The sequence below is a fragment of the Mesorhizobium sp. CO1-1-11 genome, from assembly GCF_020164995.1.
Classification (GTDB): Bacteria; Pseudomonadota; Alphaproteobacteria; order Rhizobiales; family Rhizobiaceae; genus Mesorhizobium; species Mesorhizobium australicum.
The window spans coordinates 225,608-242,699 of sequence record NZ_JAIUHE010000010.1; the positions used below are offsets into that span (position 1 = coordinate 225,608).

A 17,092-nucleotide genomic window follows, 5' to 3' on the forward strand; every position below is an offset into this window, starting at 1 on the left:
ACCCTTGAGACGACACTCACTGTGGGAAACGATAGCCGATTCCCTGTTCGGTCAAGCGGAAATCGATTCCGCCAGGCTGGCCAGCCTTCGGACCCTGCGGTCAGCCGTTTTCCTGGTTGCGGAAATCGGCAAGCCGGGTGTCACCGGGGGCAAGCAGGCGGCCGTCTTCTGCGTGCACTTCAAGACGCCTTATCGGCCGGCCACTCTCCGTGTCGACCATGAAGGTGTAGGGCTCGCCCGGACCGGAGAAATAGGTCTCGCCCCATTGCCGCAAGGCGATCAGCACGTAGAACAGGCCGCGTCCTTTTTGCGTCAGCACATATTCATGATGCGCGCTGCCGTCGGGGGCCGGGACGGTTTCGAGGATGCCGTGCGTAACCAGATTTCGGAGCCGCGCCGACAGGATGTTCTTGGCAACGCCCAGGCTCTTTTGGAACTCGCCGAAGCGTCGCAACCCGTCGAATGCGTCGCGCACGATGAGCAGCGACCACCAGTCGCCGATCGCATCCAGCGGTCGCGCGATCAGGCAATCCGCACTCTGGTGGCTCGTTCGTTTCACCATGGCTTTCGTTGGTCCAGATTGTTCATTTTGGTTGCAAGATAAAACTGTTTTGTTTATCCCACAAGTGGTTTCAAATTGAAACCTTTTCTGGAGAGCCTCATGAATATACAGGTGGTGAACGGCGCGGCAGCGAAGGCGGCGCAGGCCGAAGAGCCGAGGCAAGTCACACCGGGATTGTCCGGAATGACAGCGCTGGTCTTCGCCATCGCCTGTGGCCTGAGCGTCGCCAATGTCTATTTCGCCCATCCGCTGCTCGACGCCATGGCGCATGATTTTGCCATTGCGCCGGCCTCGATCGGCATCGTGGTGACGGTCACGCAGGTCGGCTATGCGCTTGGCCTGTTCTTCATCGTGCCGCTGGGCGACCTGTTCGATCGCCGCAAGCTGATTGCCGGCCAGGCGATCCTTTCGGCCGTGGCGCTGATAGCCGTTGGACTTGCACCGAACGCGGCGATGCTGCTGGCGAGCCTCGCGGCGGTCGGGCTGCTTGCCGTGATGGTGCAGGTACTGGTTGCCTACGCGGCCGACCTCGCCGCGCCGTCGCAACGGGGGCGGGCGGTCGGCACCGTCACCAGCGGCGTCATAACAGGCATCCTGCTTGCCCGCTTCGTCGCCGGCGTCGTCGCCGATCTCGCCGGCTGGCGCTGGGTCTATCTTGTCTCGGCCGGCCCTACACTTGTCATGGCGGTTGTTCTCCACACCATCCTGCCGCGCCATGAGGCAGAGCGGCCGCGCACGTCCTACATCAGGCTGTTGGGCTCGATGGTGCTGCTGTTCGTGCGGGAACCGCTGCTGCGCGTGCGCGCGGTGCTCGCCTTGCTGATCTTCGCCAGCTTCAACGTGCTGTGGGCACCGCTGGTGCTGCCGCTCAGCACGGCGCCATTTTTACTGTCGCACACCGCGATCGGGCTGTTCGGCCTTGCCGGTGTCGCCGGCGCGCTGGGGGCGCGATGGACCGGTGGTCTGGTGGATCGCGGGCATGGTCAACTGGTCACTGGCCTCAGCCTGCTTATGATGACGACGGCCTGGCTGCCTATCGCCTTCATGGGCATGTCACTATGGTTGCTTGTCGCCGGCATCGTCATGCTGGATCTGGCAATCCAGGCCGTCCACGTCACCAATCAGAGCCTGATTTTCTCCCGTCGGCCGGATGCGCGCAGCCGGCTGGTCGGCGGCTACATGATCTTCTACTCGGTCGGCAGTGCGCTCGGCTCGATCGCCTCGACCATGGCCTATGCCGCGGCCGGCTGGAGCGGGGTCTCGTTGCTCGGCGCCGGCATCGGCTTGATGGCGCTGCTGTTCTGGGCGCTGACACTGCGCGTTGGCCGGTGAGCCTTACTCGGCGTCGATCTGGTTCTGTGGCGCGGCTTTCTGGAAGGCGGGTAGCGCCATGCAGGCGGCGTTGATGCGCGCGATTGTCGGATAGGGCGTCATGTCGACGCCGAAGCGGGCGTTGCTGGTGACTTGCGCGGCAAGGCAGATGTCGGCCAGCCCCGCCGCCTCGCCATGGCAGAATGTGCCGGTTTCGGGCGACGCGGTGAGCAATTTTTCGAGCGGTCCAAATCCTTCATTGACCCAATGCCGGAACCAGTTGGCGACATCCTGGTCGCCGGCGCCGAACAGGGTGCGCAGCGAAGTCAGCACGCGCAGATTGTTCACCGGGTGGATGTCGCAGGCGATCATCTGCGCCAGCATTCTCACTCGTGCCCGGCTCGGCGGATCCTTCGGCAATAGCGGGGGTTCAGGTATGGTCTCGTCGAGAAACTCGATGATCGCCAGCGATTGCGTCAGGAGCATGCCGTCGCTCCAGATCAGTGCCGGCACCAGCCCTTGCGGATTGACCGCGAGATAGGCCGCCTCCAGATGCTCGCCATGGCGCAGGTGATGCGGGATGTAGTCATAGCCCACCCCTTTCATCTCCAGGGCAATCCGCACCCGGTGCGAGGTGGAGGAGCGGAAGTAGTTGTGCAGGACAATGTCGCTCATGCGTCACTTCCGCTGGCCGATGGTCAGTTCGATCGTGCCGATGCCGTCGACACCGCCTGATATCGTTTCACCCGGCTTGATCGCGCCGACACCGGCGGGCGTGCCGGTGAAGATCAGGTCGCCAGCCTGCAATTCCACGCCTTCGCTGCAGATCGAGACGATGTCCGATACCGGCCAGATCAGTTCGGCGAGGTCGGCATCCTGTTTCACCGCGCCGTCGACGGCGAGCCAGATGCGTCCCTTGGCCGGGTGCCCGGATTTCCGTGCGGCGACCAGCGGGCCGCAGGGCGCGGAACGGTCGAAGGCCTTCGACCAGTCCCAGGGCCGCGCGGCCTTCTTGGCGGCATCCTGGAGATCTCGGCGGGTGAGATCGATGCCGACGCCATAGCCCCAGACATGGTCCAGCGCTTTGTCGCGGGAAATGCGAAAGCCTGAGGTGCCGATCGCCACCACCAGTTCGATCTCGAAGTGGAGGTTTTCCGTCAGCGACGGGTAGGGGATATCAGTACCGGAATCGACCACCGCGTCGGCCGGCTTGGTGAAGAAGAAAGGCGGATCGCGATCGTCATTGCCGAACTCGCGCGCATGTGCCGCATAGTTGCGGCCGACGCAGAAAATGCGCCGCACGGCAAAGCGTTCGCCGGAACCCGCAATGGCGACGGAAGGCGTTGGCGGGGCGGGAAGGACAAAGGCGGTCATGGCGGTCTCTGCGTTTGGCGGGGAGTCGGCGGCACATTCGGCCGATTTCCAGGGGCGGGCAAGGCGTCGCTTTTGATAAAGCATGGGCTTCGCCTAGGCTGTATAAGGAATTCAGGCTTCCGATCATTTTTTTGCAGCGATGAAACCTGTTCGACGGCGATAGACTATTTGCCAATAATCCGGCCATGGTCAGGAGACTATGGTGTGCCCGGTAAACCGAAACGAGCCCTATGACAGCCCCTACCGATCGCGTCCGGTTCCTTATCATCGACGATCATCCGCTGTTTCGCGAGGCGCTGCACAGCGCCGTTCAAATGGCTTATCCCGAGGTCGACACAGTCGAAGCGCGCTCGATCGCCGAGGCGCTGGACTTGCTGGCCGACGCAAAGCCTTTCGACCTTGCGCTTCTGGACCTCAGCATGCCCGACGTGCACGGCTTCGAGGGGTTGTTGCAGCTCAGGACCCGCTATCCGCGCCTGCCAGTGGTGATCGTGTCGGGTTATGAGGAGCCTCGCATCATTTCCGAGGCCTTGTCCTACGGCGCTGCCGGCTTCATTCCGAAATCGGCGCGCAAGAGCGATCTCGCCGCCGCCATTCGCTCGGTGATGGACGGCGCGATCTATGTGCCTGAAACCTATGAGGGCCTGCCGCCGGGCGCCGACAGCACCGATCGCGCCGATATGGTGCAGCGGCTTTCCAAGCTGACGCCGCAGCAATTGCGCGTGCTGCAGATGCTGCGCCAGGGCCTGCTCAACAAGCAGATCGCCTACGAGCTGCAGGTCGGCGAGACCACGGTGAAGGCGCATGTGTCGGAGATCCTGCGCAAGCTCAATGTGTATAGCCGCACGCAAGCGGTGATCGAGGTGTCGAAGCTGGACAGCGCCGAGCTGTTCCGGGATCAGGTAGGGTTTTGAGCCAACCCTCCCGCTATGCCAGCAGATGCGCCAGCAGGGCGCGCAGTTGCGCCGGCTTCACCGGCTTGCGCATCAGTTCGATGCCGCCGGCCCGTGCTGCCTTGGCCACGGCTTCGGAGCTGTCGGCGGTGACAATCAGCGCCGGCACGGCGCGGCCGAGATAGTCGCGGACCTCCGATATGGTGGTGGTGCCGAGATCGCCGCCGTCGAGATGCTGGTCGGCAATGACGATGTCGGGCAGCCAGTCGGTGTCGCCAAGCATGTCCAGCGCATCGGCGGTGGAGGTCGCCGCGCGTACCAGGCACTGCCAGCGTTCGAGCAGGAAGGTCATGGCTTCCAGCACTTCGGCGTCGTTTTCGACCAGCAGCACCTTGGTGCCGAACAGGCCGTAGCCGCGCGGCCGCTCCATGCTGGCGGCGCTGGCGATGGCGTCGGCCGGCGCGCCGAGGCCGACGGGGACATCGATGTGGAAGATGGTACCGCGGCCGACCCTGGATGAAAACGTGACGGGATGGCCGAGCGCGCCGGCCATGCGGCGCACGATGGCGAGCCCCAGCCCAAGACCGCCGCCGTCGAGTTCGGCGGTAGCCGGCAAGGTGCCGCGATGGAACTCCTCGAACACCGCTTCGCGCTGATCCTCGGGGATGCCGCAGCCCGTGTCGGCGACATCGATGCGGATGGTGTCGCCGCGATGGCGTGTGCCGACAAGGACGCCGCCCGAGCGCGTATAGCCCAGCGCGTTGGAAAGGATGTTCTGCAGGATGCGGCGCAGCAGCGTCCTGTCCGAGCGGACCACGGCATTGACCGGCCGGAATTTCAGCGACAGCGCCTTCAATTCCGCCACAGGCTGGAAATCCGAGCGCAGCGACGAGAACAGCGCCTCCAGGCTGACGTCGCCAATGTCGGGCTGAACCACGCCGGCGTCGAGCTTGGAGATGTCGAGCAAGGTGCGCAGCAGGTCTTCCATCGTTTCCAGCGAGCGCTCGACCTGCCGCACGAGCTTCTTTCCCTCTTCGCTGGTCTGCACCTCGGCAAGGGCTGAGACGGAGAGATGGGCGGCGTTCAGCGGCTGCAGCACGTCGTGGCTGGCCGCGGCCAGAAACCGTGTCTTGGACAGGTTCGCCTGTTCGGCGTTTTCCTTGGCGGCGCTGAGATCGATGTTCGACTGCTCCAGCCGCCGCAACGTCGAATGCAGTTCCTCGGTGCGCGTACGCACCCGGCTTTCCAACGAGATCGCCGTCTGGAACAGCGAAAAGGCATTGCCTTGCTGGTCCATCGAGCGCTCGACGCGGCTGACCAGGGCGGCGTTGATCTTCTTCAGCCTGTCGAGATCGTTTATGTTCCTGAGCGGCATGCTGTTGCGCCGCCCTATTCAGCCGCCTGGCGGTCGCCGAAAGCGATGCCGGTGAAAGTCTGGTTGAGGTGCATCGACCGGTATTGTTCGCCATAGGTGCCGAAGCCGATGACATTGTTGATCCGGTAGAGTTCCGAAATGTCACGAAAGACCTGGCGGTTGCGCGCATCCAGCCGGCGCAGCACGCAGTCGAAGCCAAGGATCATATCGATGCCGCCCAGCCTTTCCTCGACCTCGCGCAATGCCGCTCGTGTCGCGTCCACCATGTCCTTGGGCTGGGCGATCGACAGCACGACACCGTCGTCGATGGCGCAGAAGAACGACAGCGAGCCATCCGCGTGCATCTTCTGGATCGAGCGGCAGTAATATTCTCCGCCCACCTTCACCACCACTGGATGCGAGGCGAAGCTCAACGGTGTCAAGGTCTGTGGGAGGATCCCGACCGAAGCGGCATATTCCTCCGCCGCATTGGTGGCGTTGAATTCCCGCACGACGCGGTGATCCGGGTCGGACGCGGTCACCACCAGCTTTTCGTCGGTGGGAACGAAATTGTCGGTCTTGAAGACGTGGAACGGAATTTCCGTGGCGACCAGCACGATGATGGCGCTGTCGGAGGTGACCCTGCCGTTCGAGATCAGACGCGTCGTCTCGAATTTCAAATCGTCGCCAGCCGAGCCGCCGAGGAGCGGTATGTCGTCGAGACCCCAGTGGATGGCCGAACTCACCGCTTCCTCGGCATAGGACAGCCCGTCGATGAAGCAGAGCGCGAAGGTGTTGCTGGTCTGCTCGCCGCCGAGCCGGGCGCGCAGCGTGCGCCGCAGGGCCTCGACCTCTTCGGTGATCCTGTCCATGCCCGATGTCGACAGATTGTCGATCATCGTGCTGACCGCCGTGAAGGACGCCGAGGGCAGCAGCATCGCCAGCATATGGCCTTCCTCGAGCCCCTGCGGCGTGATCTCGCCGGCGGTGGAACAGCCAGCATGGTGGAGACACGGCGCGTGGGCCGAGAGTGCCCGTGACAGGGCGCCGGCCTCGATCAGGCTCTGGGAAAAGAACACGAGGGCAAAGCCGGCATTGATGGCGGCGGCCTCGGCGGCTACCGCTCGTGCGAAGACATCCGGGTCGGGCTGGTCCGTGGTCAGCGCCGACAAGCCGCATGCGTAGCGCGTCCGTGAACTTGTCAGCGGCGGTCCTCCCGCATTTCCTCCGACGCCTTCTTGTGCGCGGCTTTTCAAGTGCTTCTGGCGCGCGGGCGACGAGGGCATTGTTGCCGCCAGAAGGCGTTTTGGCAATGGGGCCGGAGGAATGCACTTTGGTGCCCTGGCCATGACCGAAAGTACAATGATCCGCCTTTTCCGTCGTGCTGTTTTTTGTGCGTTGTGCGGTGTACGACTAGCACGTGGCCGAAGTGCCAGCGGCGCGTCGGCAGCGTGATGACCAAGGTTGACACCCAGGGAGGGGCTATGTCGGACGTTTCGTTGATGGTGAACGGGAAGCGGGTCGGCGGTGCCGTCGAGGATCGAACGCTGCTCGTCCATTTCCTGCGGGAGAACCTCGGCCTGACCGGCACTCATGTCGGTTGCGACACCTCGCAATGCGGCGCCTGCGTCGTGCATGTCGATGGCAAGGCGGTGAAGTCCTGCACCATGCTCGCGGTCCAGGCCTCGGGGTCGAGCGTGATTACGATCGAAGGCCTGGCCAGTGGCGCCGACTTGCATCCCGTCCAGGTAGCCTTCAAGGAACATCATGGTCTGCAATGCGGCTTTTGCACGCCGGGCATGATCATGGCCGCGACCGACATGATCAACCGCCACCCCGAAGGCCTCGACGAGGCCACGGTGCGGGCAGAACTCGAAGGCAATATCTGCCGCTGCACAGGTTACCACAACATCGTGAAAGCCATCCTCGCCGCGTCGACGACGATGTCGAAGGGGGCCAAGGGCAAGGCGAAGCAAGCGGCATGAGGGAAAGAGGAGTGGAGTAGTCGGTAGTCAGTAACCGGTCTGAACCGGCGGCTGTCCTCACTACTACTTCCTATTCACACTTCCTATTCACTTTTCGGGAGGAATCTCTGCATGGGTATCGAAGGTGTCGGCGCTCGGGTCGCGCGCAAGGAAGACAAAAGGTTCATCACCGGCGCCGGCCGCTATGTCGACGACATGGTGGTGCCCGGCATGAAGCATGCGGCCTTCGTGCGCAGCCCGCACGCCCATGCGCAGATCAAGAAGATCGATGTGAAAGCGGCTCAAGGCATGCCGGGCGTCATCGGCGTCTTGACCGGCAAGGAACTCAAGGCCGACGGCATCGGAAACCTCATCTGCGGCTGGATGATCCATTCCAAGGACGGCACGCCCATGAAGATGGGCGCATGGTCGCCGCTGGCAGTCGACAAGGTCCGTTATGTCGGCGATGCGGTCGTGGTGGTGGTGGCGGAAACCAAGGGCCAGGCACGCGATGCGGCCGAGGCGGTCGAGATCACCTACAAGGAATTGAAGGCGGTCGTCGATGCGACAAAGGCACTCGAAAAGGGCGCGCCGCAGGTCCATGCCGAGGCCGAGAACAACCTGATCTTCGATTGGGAAATCGGCGATGCCATGGCCACCGACGCCGCCATCAAGGCGGCGGCGCATGTCACGCGCATGAAGATCGTCAACAACCGGCTGGTGCCGAACGCCATGGAGCCGCGCGCCGCACTTGGCCATTACGACAAGGCCGAGGATCATTATACCTGCTGGACGACATCGCAAAACCCGCATGTCGCGCGGCTGGTGATGAGCGCCTTCTACAATGTCGCGCCCGAAAACAAGCTGCGCGTGATCGCGCCGGATGTCGGCGGCGGCTTTGGTTCCAAGATCTATATCTACCCGGAAGAGATCGTCTGCCTGTGGGCCTCGAAGAAGACCGGAGTGCCGGTCAAATGGGTCGCCGATCGCACCGAGAGCTTCCTCACCGACGCGCATGGCCGCGACCACGTCTCGACGGTGGAAATGGCATTCGACAAGAACAACAGGATTACCGGCTTCAAGGTCGATACGATCGCCAATCTCGGCGCCTACATGTCGCTGTTCTCGTCCTGCGTGCCAACCTATCTCTACGCAACGCTGCTGTCGGGCCAATATGACATCCCGGCCATCCACGCCAATGTGCGCACTGTCTATACCAACACGGCACCCGTCGATGCCTATCGCGGGGCAGGGCGGCCGGAAGCCACTTATCTTCTGGAACGCACCATGGAAGCGGCGGCACGCGAGCTCGGCGTCTCGCCGGCAGACCTTAGGCGCAAGAATTTCATTACCACGTTTCCGCACCAGACACCGGTGATCATGAACTATGACGCCGGGGACTATGGCGCTTCGCTCGATGCGGCGATGAAGACCGCCGACTATACCGGCTTTGCCAGGCGCAAGGCGGATTCGGTCAGGAATGGCAAGCTGCGCGGCATCGGCATGAGCTGCTACATCGAGGCCTGCGGCATCGCGCCGTCGGCGGCGGTCGGCTCGCTCGGCGCCGGCGTCGGCCTGTGGGAATCGGCTGAGGTAAGGGTCAACGCCGTCGGCACGATCGAGGTGCTGACCGGCTCGCACAGCCATGGGCAGGGGCACGAGACGACCTTCGCGCAACTGGTCAACCAGCGTTTCGGGGTGCCAATCGATTCGGTGTCGATCGTCCACGGTGACACCGACAAGGTGCAGATGGGCATGGGCACCTACGGCTCGCGCTCGGGCGCGGTCGGCATGTCGGCGATTGCCAAGGCGCTCGACAAGGTCGAGGCCAAGGCCAAGAAGATCGCCGCCCACCTGCTCGAAGCCGACGAGGGCGACATCGTCATCGAGAACGGCGAGGTCAAGGTCGCCGGCACCGACAAGAGCCTGCCGTGGTTCCAGGTGGCTTTGGCCGCCTATACCGCGCACAATTTGCCGGCCGGCATGGAGCCAGGACTTAAGGAAACGGCGTTCTACGATCCCGCGAACTTCACCTTCCCGGCGGGCTGCTATATCTGCGAGGTCGAGATCGATCCGGAAACCGGAACGACCGAGATCGTCCAGTTCGTGGCTGCGGACGATTTCGGCAACATCATCAATCCGATGATCGTCGAAGGCCAGGTGCATGGCGGCATCGCCCAGGGCATCGGCCAGGCGCTGCTGGAAGGCGCTCACTACGACGCCAGCGGGCAACTGCTGACGGCAAGCTACATGGACTACACCATGCCACGTGCCGGCGACCTGCCGTCGTTCAAGGTCTCGACGTCGAACACGCCATGTCCGAGCAACCCGCTCGGGATCAAGGGCTGCGGCGAGGCCGGTGCCATCGGCTCACCGCCGGCAGTGATCAATGCTATCACCGACGCCATCGGCATCGTCGATATCGCCATGCCGGCCACACCGTCCACCGTGTGGGCCGCGATCCGCGCGGCGAAATGAGTGACTAGGGAAGTAGTGAGTTGCGGATAGGGCAGCGTGCCACCTCCGGCAGCGGCCATTCCCTGCTCCCTACTGACTACTCACTGCTGACTAACCACTTAGGGGGAGGATCCCATGTACGCAGTCAACTATCACCGTGCCGCCTCGGTCACTGAAGCCGCCAAGCTCGTGAAGAGCGGCGACGCCAAGCTGCTTTCCGGCGGCATGACCTTGATCCCCGCTATGAAGACGCGGCTGGCGGCGCCATCCGATCTGGTCGACCTGTCCCGCATCAAGGAACTGCAGGGGGTCAAGGTGTCGGGCAAGACGGTCACGATCGGCGCTGCCACCACGCATTTCGACGTCGCCAATGACGAGAAGCTGCGCAAGGCCTGCCCGGCACTTGGCCATCTGGCGTCGCTGATCGGCGATCCGGCGGTACGCCACAAGGGCACGATCGGCGGTTCGATCGCCAATAACGATCCGGCGGCGGACTATCCGGCCGCACTTCTGGCGCTCGGCGCCACCATCATCACCAACAGGCGCGAGATGTCAGCCGACAAGTTCTTCAAGGGGTTGTTCGAAACCTCCTTGAAGGACGGCGAGATCGTCACGGCGGTCTCCTTTACGGCACCGGCGAAGGCTGCGTACGAAAAATTCCGCAATCCGGCCTCGCGCTACGCGATCGTCGGCGTGTTCGTGGCCAAGGGCAAGGACGGCGTCAGTGTTGCCGTCACCGGCGCCGGCGACGACGGCGTCTTCCGCTCGAAGGAGATCGAGGCAGCACTTGCCAAGAGCTTCGATGCCGCTTCGCTCAATGGTGTGAAAGTCCCGGCGAAGAACCTGATGAGCGACATTCACGCTTCATCAGACTACCGTGCCAATCTGATCACAGTCATGGCCAAGCGCGCGGTGGCGGCAGCCAACGCCTGACGCAAGATCGATTACGGACGGGGGAACGGGCTGTCCGGCCCCGTCCCGGCGACTGTCGTTGCCTAGTTCCCGGCGGCCGCGTCTCCATCCTTTCTGAAGCAATTCCGGCCCATGCTGCGGGGGAGATGCATCAGCGACAATCTCGCACTTGCACAAATTTATATTGCACTGCAGTATAGGTCGGGGCGGGAATGCGAGCCGGGTTCGGAATTTAGCCGTGCCTTTCGCATTACAATGCGAAGGGATCGGCATGTCCGAAATTTCCGCGACCCATCTGGTTCCGCCCCGAGCGATCGTCGAGCGACCGGCCAGGACAAGACTGGCCTATCTCGATGGCTGGCGCGGTCTGTCGGTCGCGCTCGTGCTGATCGGGCATTTTTTTCCCGTTCCCGGGATCAATCTGGGCGTGCTGGGCGTCGAATTCTTCTTCGTGCTCAGCGGCCGGCTGATGGCCGAAATCCTGTTCATCGAACGCTATCCGCTGAAGAAATTTTTCAAACGCCGGTTCTCGCGCATCTATCCGGCGCTTCTGGTCTTTGTTGTCGTCGCCATGATCGCGCTCTCAGGCACGTTCATCGCCTTCAAATGGAAGGCGGCCCTGACGGCGCTGACCTTCACCTACAACTATGCCGGAATTCTCCTGAATCGGGCCGGCGCGCTCGACCACATCTGGTCGCTCTGCATCGAAGAACATGCCTATATCATCCTGGCGGCGATCAGCGCGGTCGTTGCCAGCCGCAGCCGTGTCATCCCGCTGCTGCTGGTCCTGGCTCTGGTGGCCATGGTCAATGGCGCGGTTTCCTACTGGTTCCTGCACATGGATTATGAGACCACGTACTGGCGCACCGACGTGCACATCGCCTCGATCCTGCTGTCGGCCGCGATCTGCCTGCTCAAAGCGGACGGCAAGCTGCCGACCTTGCTGAAGGGGCCTTATGTCGCCGTTGCGGCGGCCGTCGGCGCGGTTTGCCTGTTCATGGACTCGGTACCGACACCGATCCACTACCTGGCCGCGGTGCCATTGCTGGCGATTGCCGTCAACGCGCTGGATTTCAGCACGCGGTTCTTGTCCGGATGGCTGTCGTCCCTGCCGATGACGACGCTGGGTCTATGGTCATATTCGCTCTATCTGTGGCAGCAGCCCTTCTACAAATTCGTCTACGAGCAGGGCAGCAATCCATGGCCGATGCTGGCCGGGGTTTTTGCCTGCGCGCTCTGCAGCTACTACCTCATCGAGCGCCCAGCACGCGAATGGCTCAACCGCAATTGGTGAGCCGCCCGATGGTTTGATAGTCGCCAGACGATAGCGGATCCTTTTCGCCAAATAGCGCTTAGCTGTCTCCGGGTGGCGCAACGTCCAGGTGAGTCGGTGGGTGCCACCCGATCAGGTGGCGATCTGCCTGACGTAATAGCGCACCGCCTTCTTGCCGCCGTGGATCACCGCGTCGCCGACTTCGGCGAATCCGAGTGCGGCGTGGAAGGCATCCGAGGCGGGGTTGGGCGGGTCGGTGTTGACCTCGCAGGTGACCAGCGCGTGGCCGGCGCTCCGCGCGTGGTCGAACAGGTCCCGATAAAGCCGGCGAGCATGGCCGCGGCCTCTTGCGTGCGCCGCCACGACGACGCGGTCGACATAGATGAAGCTGATGTAGCGCTCGCGAAACCAGACGAAGTTCGGGCTGTCGTAATTCGCATCCTGGTCGAAGGTCATGATGAAGGCTTCGAGATCGCCGATGCGGCGCGCGTAAAAGGCCTCGCCGAGCAGGAACGACAGCCGTTCGGCTTCGAGCCAGGACAATTCGGCGGCGTGCTCGTTGTTGAGCGCCAGTATGGCCGCTTCGTCGGCCTGCGCAATGCGGTCTATGGGCGAGGTCATGCCTTGGCCGCCGCGATTGTCGCCGCCACCAGCGCTGTATCGGTCAGCGTGTTGCGATACTCGCGGTCGAGATCGGAGCCGCCCATGCCGACCTTCGGATTGCGGTAGCGCATGGCGCTCGTCACGTCCTTGAGGGCGGCGAAGTGCATTTCGGCCAGGCCGGTCCTTGCGCGCACCTCGGCGATATTGCCGAGATCGAGCCCGCCGCAGCCGAGAATGATGATCCGGTCGCCGGCCTGCCGGACCAGCTCTTGCAGCAATGCCAGGCCTTCGATCGCCGTGTCGCGCTGGCCGCTGGTCAGCACGCGGCCGACCCTGCAGCGGATCAGCGTTTCCAGGGCTTCGGCCGGATCGCGCGTCATATCGAAGGCGCGGTGGCAGGTGACGTTCAAGGGGCCCGCCGCCTCTGTCAATTCGCGCATGCGCTGCTCGTCGATGGTCCCGTCGGGGTTCAGGCAGCCGAACACCACGCCGGGCACGCCGAGTTCGCGGAGCGCGGCGACGTCGGCAAGCATCGAGCGGTATTCGGTCTCGCTGTAGAGAAAATCCCCGCCGCGCGGCCGCACCATGACATGAAAGGGCACGGTCGCCTGGTCGAGAGCGGCGCGCACGGTGCCGAGGCTCGGCGTGGTGCCGCCTTCGACAAGGCTGGCGCAGAGTTCGATCCGGTCGGCGCCGGCGGCCTGCGCGGCGAGCAGGCCATCAATGCCTTCGACACAGATTTCGATAAGCGGCGGGCGAATTTTTGGGGTCAAGGGGCGATCCAATCCATGGTGTTGCGCAAGCCCTAGCACCCGGGCGCCTGGCGCGGAAGCGTGAACGCTACGCCGCCACTTGGACCAGACGGCAGATTCCATTCTTGACAGTCACATAACTGCAGGGTTATGGGTTGTACATAGCTGATGGGTTATGATTTTGCGCGTGGCACCACGACAGCAACGAGAGGAGCAAGGCATGACGGAAACCAAATCGATCGTCGTCGAAAGGCTGATTCCATATTCGGCGGAAAAGATATGGCGCGCACCGACCCTGCCGGTACTCGTCGGCGAATGGCTCATGCAGAATGACTTCGCTGCCCAAGAGGGGCATCGCTTCACATTCCGTGCGACACCAGTTCCCGGATGGTCCGGGGTGACGAACTGTGTGGTGCTAAAAGTCGAGGCGCCGCGGCTGCTGGCTTATAGCTGGGGCGATGGGACGGAATCGGACAGTGGGTTGAAAACCGTGGTGACGTGGTCACTGAAACCTGAGGGGACGGCGACCCGGGTGCGAATGGAGCAGTCGGGATTCCGGCCCGCCGACGAGCGTGGCTATATCGGCATGGGAAGTGGCTGGCCGCGCATTCTCGAACGGCTCGAACAGGTTACCTCAAACCAGGCCTGACACCCGGCAGGCAGCTAACAGTTTCATCAAGTTCGAAACCCTGGATGCGAGGCGTCCGGGCCGGGAAAACACGCCCGGAGAACAGTTCAAAAGGAAAAGACACATGCAAGCGAGAATCAAGAACCCGGTGATGCTCATCCCAGGCGCCCTGCAGGCGTTTCTGGCGCTGGACAAGTCGACCGAGGCAGCGGACCTGCCCTATGTGACACGCAAGCTCGTGCATCTGCGCGCCAGTCAGATCAACAGCTGCAGCGTCTGCGTCGACATGCACGCGCGCGAGCTCAAGAAAGCCGGCGAGAAGGAAGAGCGCATCTTTGCCCTCGCTGCCTGGAGGGAAACGCCTTATTTCACCGACGCCGAACGCGCGGCATTGGCGCTGGCAGAAGCCGGCACAAGGCTCGCCGACCGACCGGACGCGGTGCCGGACGATATCTGGGAGGAGGCGGCCCGGCATTATGACGAGAAGGCCCTTGCCGGACTGGTCATCCAGATCGCCCTGATCAACGCCTTCAATAGGCTGAACGCGACGACCCGGCAGCCGGTTGGCGCCTGGGGCTGAGCGCCGGGTTCACATGGGGGGCTGGGTCCACGAGGCGAGGGGCGGGCGGCGCATTGCCTTCCCGCCCCGCCGGGAGCACCTATGCAACCTGGTGGCTACTGTCGCAATTCGGTATTCTTGGCGCCTTCCTCGACCTGATCGATCACCAGGAGCTTGACCGGCCCGTCGCCAATGTTGGTGGCCTGGTGCCACTGCCCGATCATTTCGATGATGAAATCGCCAGTCTTGTAGGTGTTGCTGTTGCCGGTTTCGACATTCGTGACCTTCAGCGTTCCGGCCTGGACATAGGCGTAGCGCGGGAAGGGATGGCGATGGACCGGCAAGGTCGCGCCGGGCGCGATGTCATAGGTCGAGACCAGCACCTGCACGTTCTTCCGTGGCAGCGTGATCGGCTGCCCGGATGCAGTGGTGGTGCGTGATGCGAGTGGCGTCACGACGACCGGGGTTCCGCTGCTGTCCAGCGCATGAGCGCCGGTGGCGAACGATGCTGCCGTGAGCAGCAATGCTGATGCCAGAATTTTCCGCATGATGTCCTCCCTTGACCGACGCATCTATCGCGCGGCGGCGGCAGCGTGCAAGGTCGCTCGTGACCAGAGGCCGAACCTGGCGCGCATTTGCACGGGCAGTTGATCCAGCACCCGGGCCATATTCCTCACCCGCTTCCAACCGGAAGACTGTCCTGCAAGGTCTGATGCATGCCCGGTCAGGAATGGCCGTAGTGCCGCTTCAAAAAAATTTCGGGCGACCTCTTGAATAAAAAAATCGTGATTCCCAGATCGTTTTCCGTCGAGGCTTCGGCTCGACATACCGCGTCGCGGCGACGCTGCGGCGACCCGTAAACCATGTTGCTTCACGGAGGATATGGCTATGAGAAGCTTTGATTATTCGCCTCTTTACCGCACCACGGTCGGCTTCGACCGGCTCTTCGACATGCTCGAAAACAGTGTGCGCTCCGACTGGCCGCCCTACAACATCGAGAAGAATGGCGACAACGACTATCGTATCACGATGGCCGTCGCCGGCTTCGGTCTCGACGAAGTGGAACTTGTGCAGAACGGCCCCGAATTGTCGGTCATCGGACAGAGAAAGCCCGATCAGCAACATCGGGAAATCCTCCACCGGGGCCTGGCGATAGGCAACTTCAAGCAGGTGTTCAAACTTGCAGACCACGTCAAGGTCAAGGCGGCCAATATTCATAATGGCCTGCTGTCGGTGGACCTGGTCCGCGAAGTGCCCGAGGAACTCAAGCCCCGGCGCATCGAGATCGGTTCCAACGCCGCAGCGGTTCCGCTTCAGGATGGCGGCAACAAGCAGTCCATAGATGTGGATGCCGAGCCGCAACGCAAGGTGGCCTGATACAAGAAACCTCAGTCTGTGGTCCGCCTCCCGGCTCGGCCGGGAGGCACAGATCGCGGAGAACGGAGATGAGATCCCAAGCTTACAGTTTTCATGAATCCAAACCGACGGATTACGCAGCGGAATTCGCTGCGCTGCGTACGCCCGAGGACGTCCTGAACGAGAACATGACGATCGGCGAGAAGAGGGCTCTGCTCGCCTTCTGGGCCTCGGACGCCCATGCGGTTCCTGACAATCCAACCCTGCGTCAATTGGACAACGGTGCGATGGCGCAGGTCAGCGAGATTCTTCGTGCGCTCCACACCCTGGACGAGATTGCGCGCAAGCCGACGGCCAGGGCACCGTTTGATCGCAGTCCGTCCTCAGACCAGCGTCGCAACAAAACCAGGCGCAACTGGCTGCGGTACCCCTGGCGAGATGACGACGACGATGATCCGCCGCCGGTTCCGGCATATGCCGGTGTCCCACCCAGGTGTGGGGATGGCGGCATGTTCGCGGAGCCTGAGCATGCCGTCGCGTGAAAAGCTGAAGCAAACGAACACCCTCAACCGAATGGAGGACTATATGGGCGACAGGACGTTCGATCGACCGGTGTTAGTCAAGGATGGCCAGTTCATCCAAGAAATAGGAAGCCTTGAGGATGCATTCGATTTCCTGGATGAGTGGCCGCGGGAGCGTCGAGGCCCGATTTTCGAAACGGCCTTCCGGGCTTGCCAGCGTGCTTACGATGGCCAGATACCACTCTCGGTCGCGCGCGATGCCGTCGCTGGGTTCGCGAGATCCGTCAAGATGCTGCAGGAGCCGCTTGCTCCGCTGCCTTGGATGAGCGGCACCAAATCTGGCCGCGGTGGGGTGGCCGCCTAGCTGCGACAACGGCAGCGGCACTGCCTAGAGGTGTCGCTGCCCGCAGTCCCATACGGGTTAGCAGGACGGGTCACAGCCACGGCGAACCCACTATGTCGCGTGGTGCCGACGATGGCAGGCAGAGAGGTCTTTTGTGCCCTTCCCGAGAGATGGGTGACAGTTCATTCCGGATAGATGGGTTACACTTTCGGCCCTTTGCAAGGAGAGCA

The 17,092-nt window shown here is 62.8% G+C and carries 19 protein-coding genes; 11 read left to right on the forward strand and 8 right to left on the reverse strand.

The features are described from left to right. Positions 1–100: 100 nt before the first annotated feature. Complete coding sequence (locus tag LB554_RS14240; protein ID WP_224585138.1) at positions 101–562, reverse strand: winged helix-turn-helix transcriptional regulator; 462 nt, start codon at positions 560–562, stop codon at positions 101–103. A 99-nt stretch (positions 563–661) separates the two neighbouring features. Between LB554_RS14240 and LB554_RS14245 the strand changes: the two genes are divergently transcribed. Beyond that, entirely contained in the window at positions 662–1,894 is a 1,233-nt protein-coding gene (locus LB554_RS14245; protein WP_224585139.1) for an MFS transporter, read from the forward strand. Positions 1,895–1,897: 3 nt separating this feature from the next. Here LB554_RS14245 and maiA read toward each other — a convergent pair whose 3' ends face one another. Then, positions 1,898–2,548 carry a maleylacetoacetate isomerase gene (gene maiA, locus LB554_RS14250; RefSeq protein ID WP_224585140.1) on the reverse strand — a complete coding sequence of 217 codons (651 nt, stop codon included), beginning with the start codon at positions 2,546–2,548 and terminating at the stop codon, positions 1,898–1,900. Between the two features lie 3 nt (positions 2,549–2,551). After that, the gene (locus LB554_RS14255) at positions 2,552–3,247 is read right to left on the reverse strand and encodes a fumarylacetoacetate hydrolase family protein (RefSeq protein ID WP_224585143.1); all 696 of its coding nucleotides are present in this window, start codon (positions 3,245–3,247) and stop codon (positions 2,552–2,554) included. Positions 3,248–3,477: 230 nt separating this feature from the next. Between LB554_RS14255 and LB554_RS14260 the strand changes: the two genes are divergently transcribed. Further along, the gene (locus LB554_RS14260; protein ID WP_015317499.1) at positions 3,478–4,161 is read left to right on the forward strand and encodes a response regulator; all 684 of its coding nucleotides are present in this window, start codon (positions 3,478–3,480) and stop codon (positions 4,159–4,161) included. Positions 4,162–4,174: 13 nt separating this feature from the next. Here the strand turns inward: LB554_RS14260 and LB554_RS14265 are convergent, their stop codons facing one another. Next, the gene (locus LB554_RS14265; RefSeq protein ID WP_015317500.1) at positions 4,175–5,515 is read right to left on the reverse strand and encodes a hybrid sensor histidine kinase/response regulator; all 1,341 of its coding nucleotides are present in this window, start codon (positions 5,513–5,515) and stop codon (positions 4,175–4,177) included. 14 nt (positions 5,516–5,529) lie between these two features. Further along, a complete protein-coding gene (locus LB554_RS14270) occupies positions 5,530–6,666 on the reverse strand; it encodes an FIST signal transduction protein (protein ID WP_041163431.1) in 1,137 nt (378 codons plus the stop codon). Between the two features lie 312 nt (positions 6,667–6,978). On the opposite strand from LB554_RS14270, the gene LB554_RS14275 reads away from it, so the two are divergent. From LB554_RS14275 to LB554_RS14290, 4 genes are all read left to right on the forward strand, one after another. Beyond that, on the forward strand, positions 6,979–7,479 hold the full coding sequence (locus LB554_RS14275; protein ID WP_015317502.1) for a (2Fe-2S)-binding protein: 501 nt from the start codon (positions 6,979–6,981) through the stop codon (positions 7,477–7,479). 111 nt (positions 7,480–7,590) lie between these two features. Continuing rightward, a complete protein-coding gene (locus tag LB554_RS14280; protein WP_140723793.1) occupies positions 7,591–9,936 on the forward strand; it encodes a xanthine dehydrogenase family protein molybdopterin-binding subunit in 2,346 nt (781 codons plus the stop codon). A 114-nt stretch (positions 9,937–10,050) separates the two neighbouring features. Next, the gene (locus LB554_RS14285; protein WP_224585145.1) at positions 10,051–10,848 is read left to right on the forward strand and encodes an FAD binding domain-containing protein; all 798 of its coding nucleotides are present in this window, start codon (positions 10,051–10,053) and stop codon (positions 10,846–10,848) included. A 250-nt stretch (positions 10,849–11,098) separates the two neighbouring features. Further along, the gene (locus tag LB554_RS14290) at positions 11,099–12,121 is read left to right on the forward strand and encodes an acyltransferase family protein (RefSeq protein ID WP_224585147.1); all 1,023 of its coding nucleotides are present in this window, start codon (positions 11,099–11,101) and stop codon (positions 12,119–12,121) included. A gap of 111 nt (positions 12,122–12,232) precedes the next feature. Here the strand turns inward: LB554_RS14290 and LB554_RS14295 are convergent, their stop codons facing one another. Continuing rightward, on the reverse strand, positions 12,233–12,721 hold the full coding sequence (locus LB554_RS14295) for a GNAT family N-acetyltransferase (RefSeq protein ID WP_224585149.1): 489 nt from the start codon (positions 12,719–12,721) through the stop codon (positions 12,233–12,235). Continuing rightward, a complete protein-coding gene (locus LB554_RS14300) occupies positions 12,718–13,476 on the reverse strand; it encodes a copper homeostasis protein CutC (protein WP_224585151.1) in 759 nt (252 codons plus the stop codon). Before LB554_RS14300 ends, LB554_RS14295 begins: the two co-directional genes overlap by 4 nt. Positions 13,477–13,675: 199 nt before the next feature. On the opposite strand from LB554_RS14300, the gene LB554_RS14305 reads away from it, so the two are divergent. Beyond that, positions 13,676–14,104 (forward strand): SRPBCC domain-containing protein, encoded by a 429-nt coding sequence (locus tag LB554_RS14305; RefSeq protein WP_224585153.1) that lies wholly within the window; start codon positions 13,676–13,678, stop codon positions 14,102–14,104. Between the two features lie 103 nt (positions 14,105–14,207). Next, positions 14,208–14,663: a carboxymuconolactone decarboxylase family protein gene (locus LB554_RS14310; RefSeq protein WP_140792304.1), complete on the forward strand. Its 456-nt coding sequence runs from the start codon at positions 14,208–14,210 to the stop codon at positions 14,661–14,663. 95 nt (positions 14,664–14,758) lie between these two features. Here the strand turns inward: LB554_RS14310 and LB554_RS14315 are convergent, their stop codons facing one another. Then, a complete protein-coding gene (locus LB554_RS14315) occupies positions 14,759–15,190 on the reverse strand; it encodes a cupin domain-containing protein (protein WP_140714930.1) in 432 nt (143 codons plus the stop codon). Positions 15,191–15,530: 340 nt separating this feature from the next. On the opposite strand from LB554_RS14315, the gene LB554_RS14320 reads away from it, so the two are divergent. The 3 genes from LB554_RS14320 to LB554_RS14330 all read left to right on the forward strand — a co-directional run bounded on the left by LB554_RS14320 (position 15,531) and on the right by LB554_RS14330 (position 16,883). Next, the gene (locus LB554_RS14320; RefSeq protein WP_140616045.1) at positions 15,531–16,019 is read left to right on the forward strand and encodes an Hsp20 family protein; all 489 of its coding nucleotides are present in this window, start codon (positions 15,531–15,533) and stop codon (positions 16,017–16,019) included. 68 nt (positions 16,020–16,087) lie between these two features. Continuing rightward, positions 16,088–16,540 carry a hypothetical protein gene (locus LB554_RS14325; protein WP_140616047.1) on the forward strand — a complete coding sequence of 151 codons (453 nt, stop codon included), beginning with the start codon at positions 16,088–16,090 and terminating at the stop codon, positions 16,538–16,540. A gap of 43 nt (positions 16,541–16,583) precedes the next feature. Beyond that, positions 16,584–16,883 (forward strand): DUF982 domain-containing protein, encoded by a 300-nt coding sequence (locus LB554_RS14330; protein ID WP_140616501.1) that lies wholly within the window; start codon positions 16,584–16,586, stop codon positions 16,881–16,883. Positions 16,884–17,092: the final 209 nt, after the last annotated feature.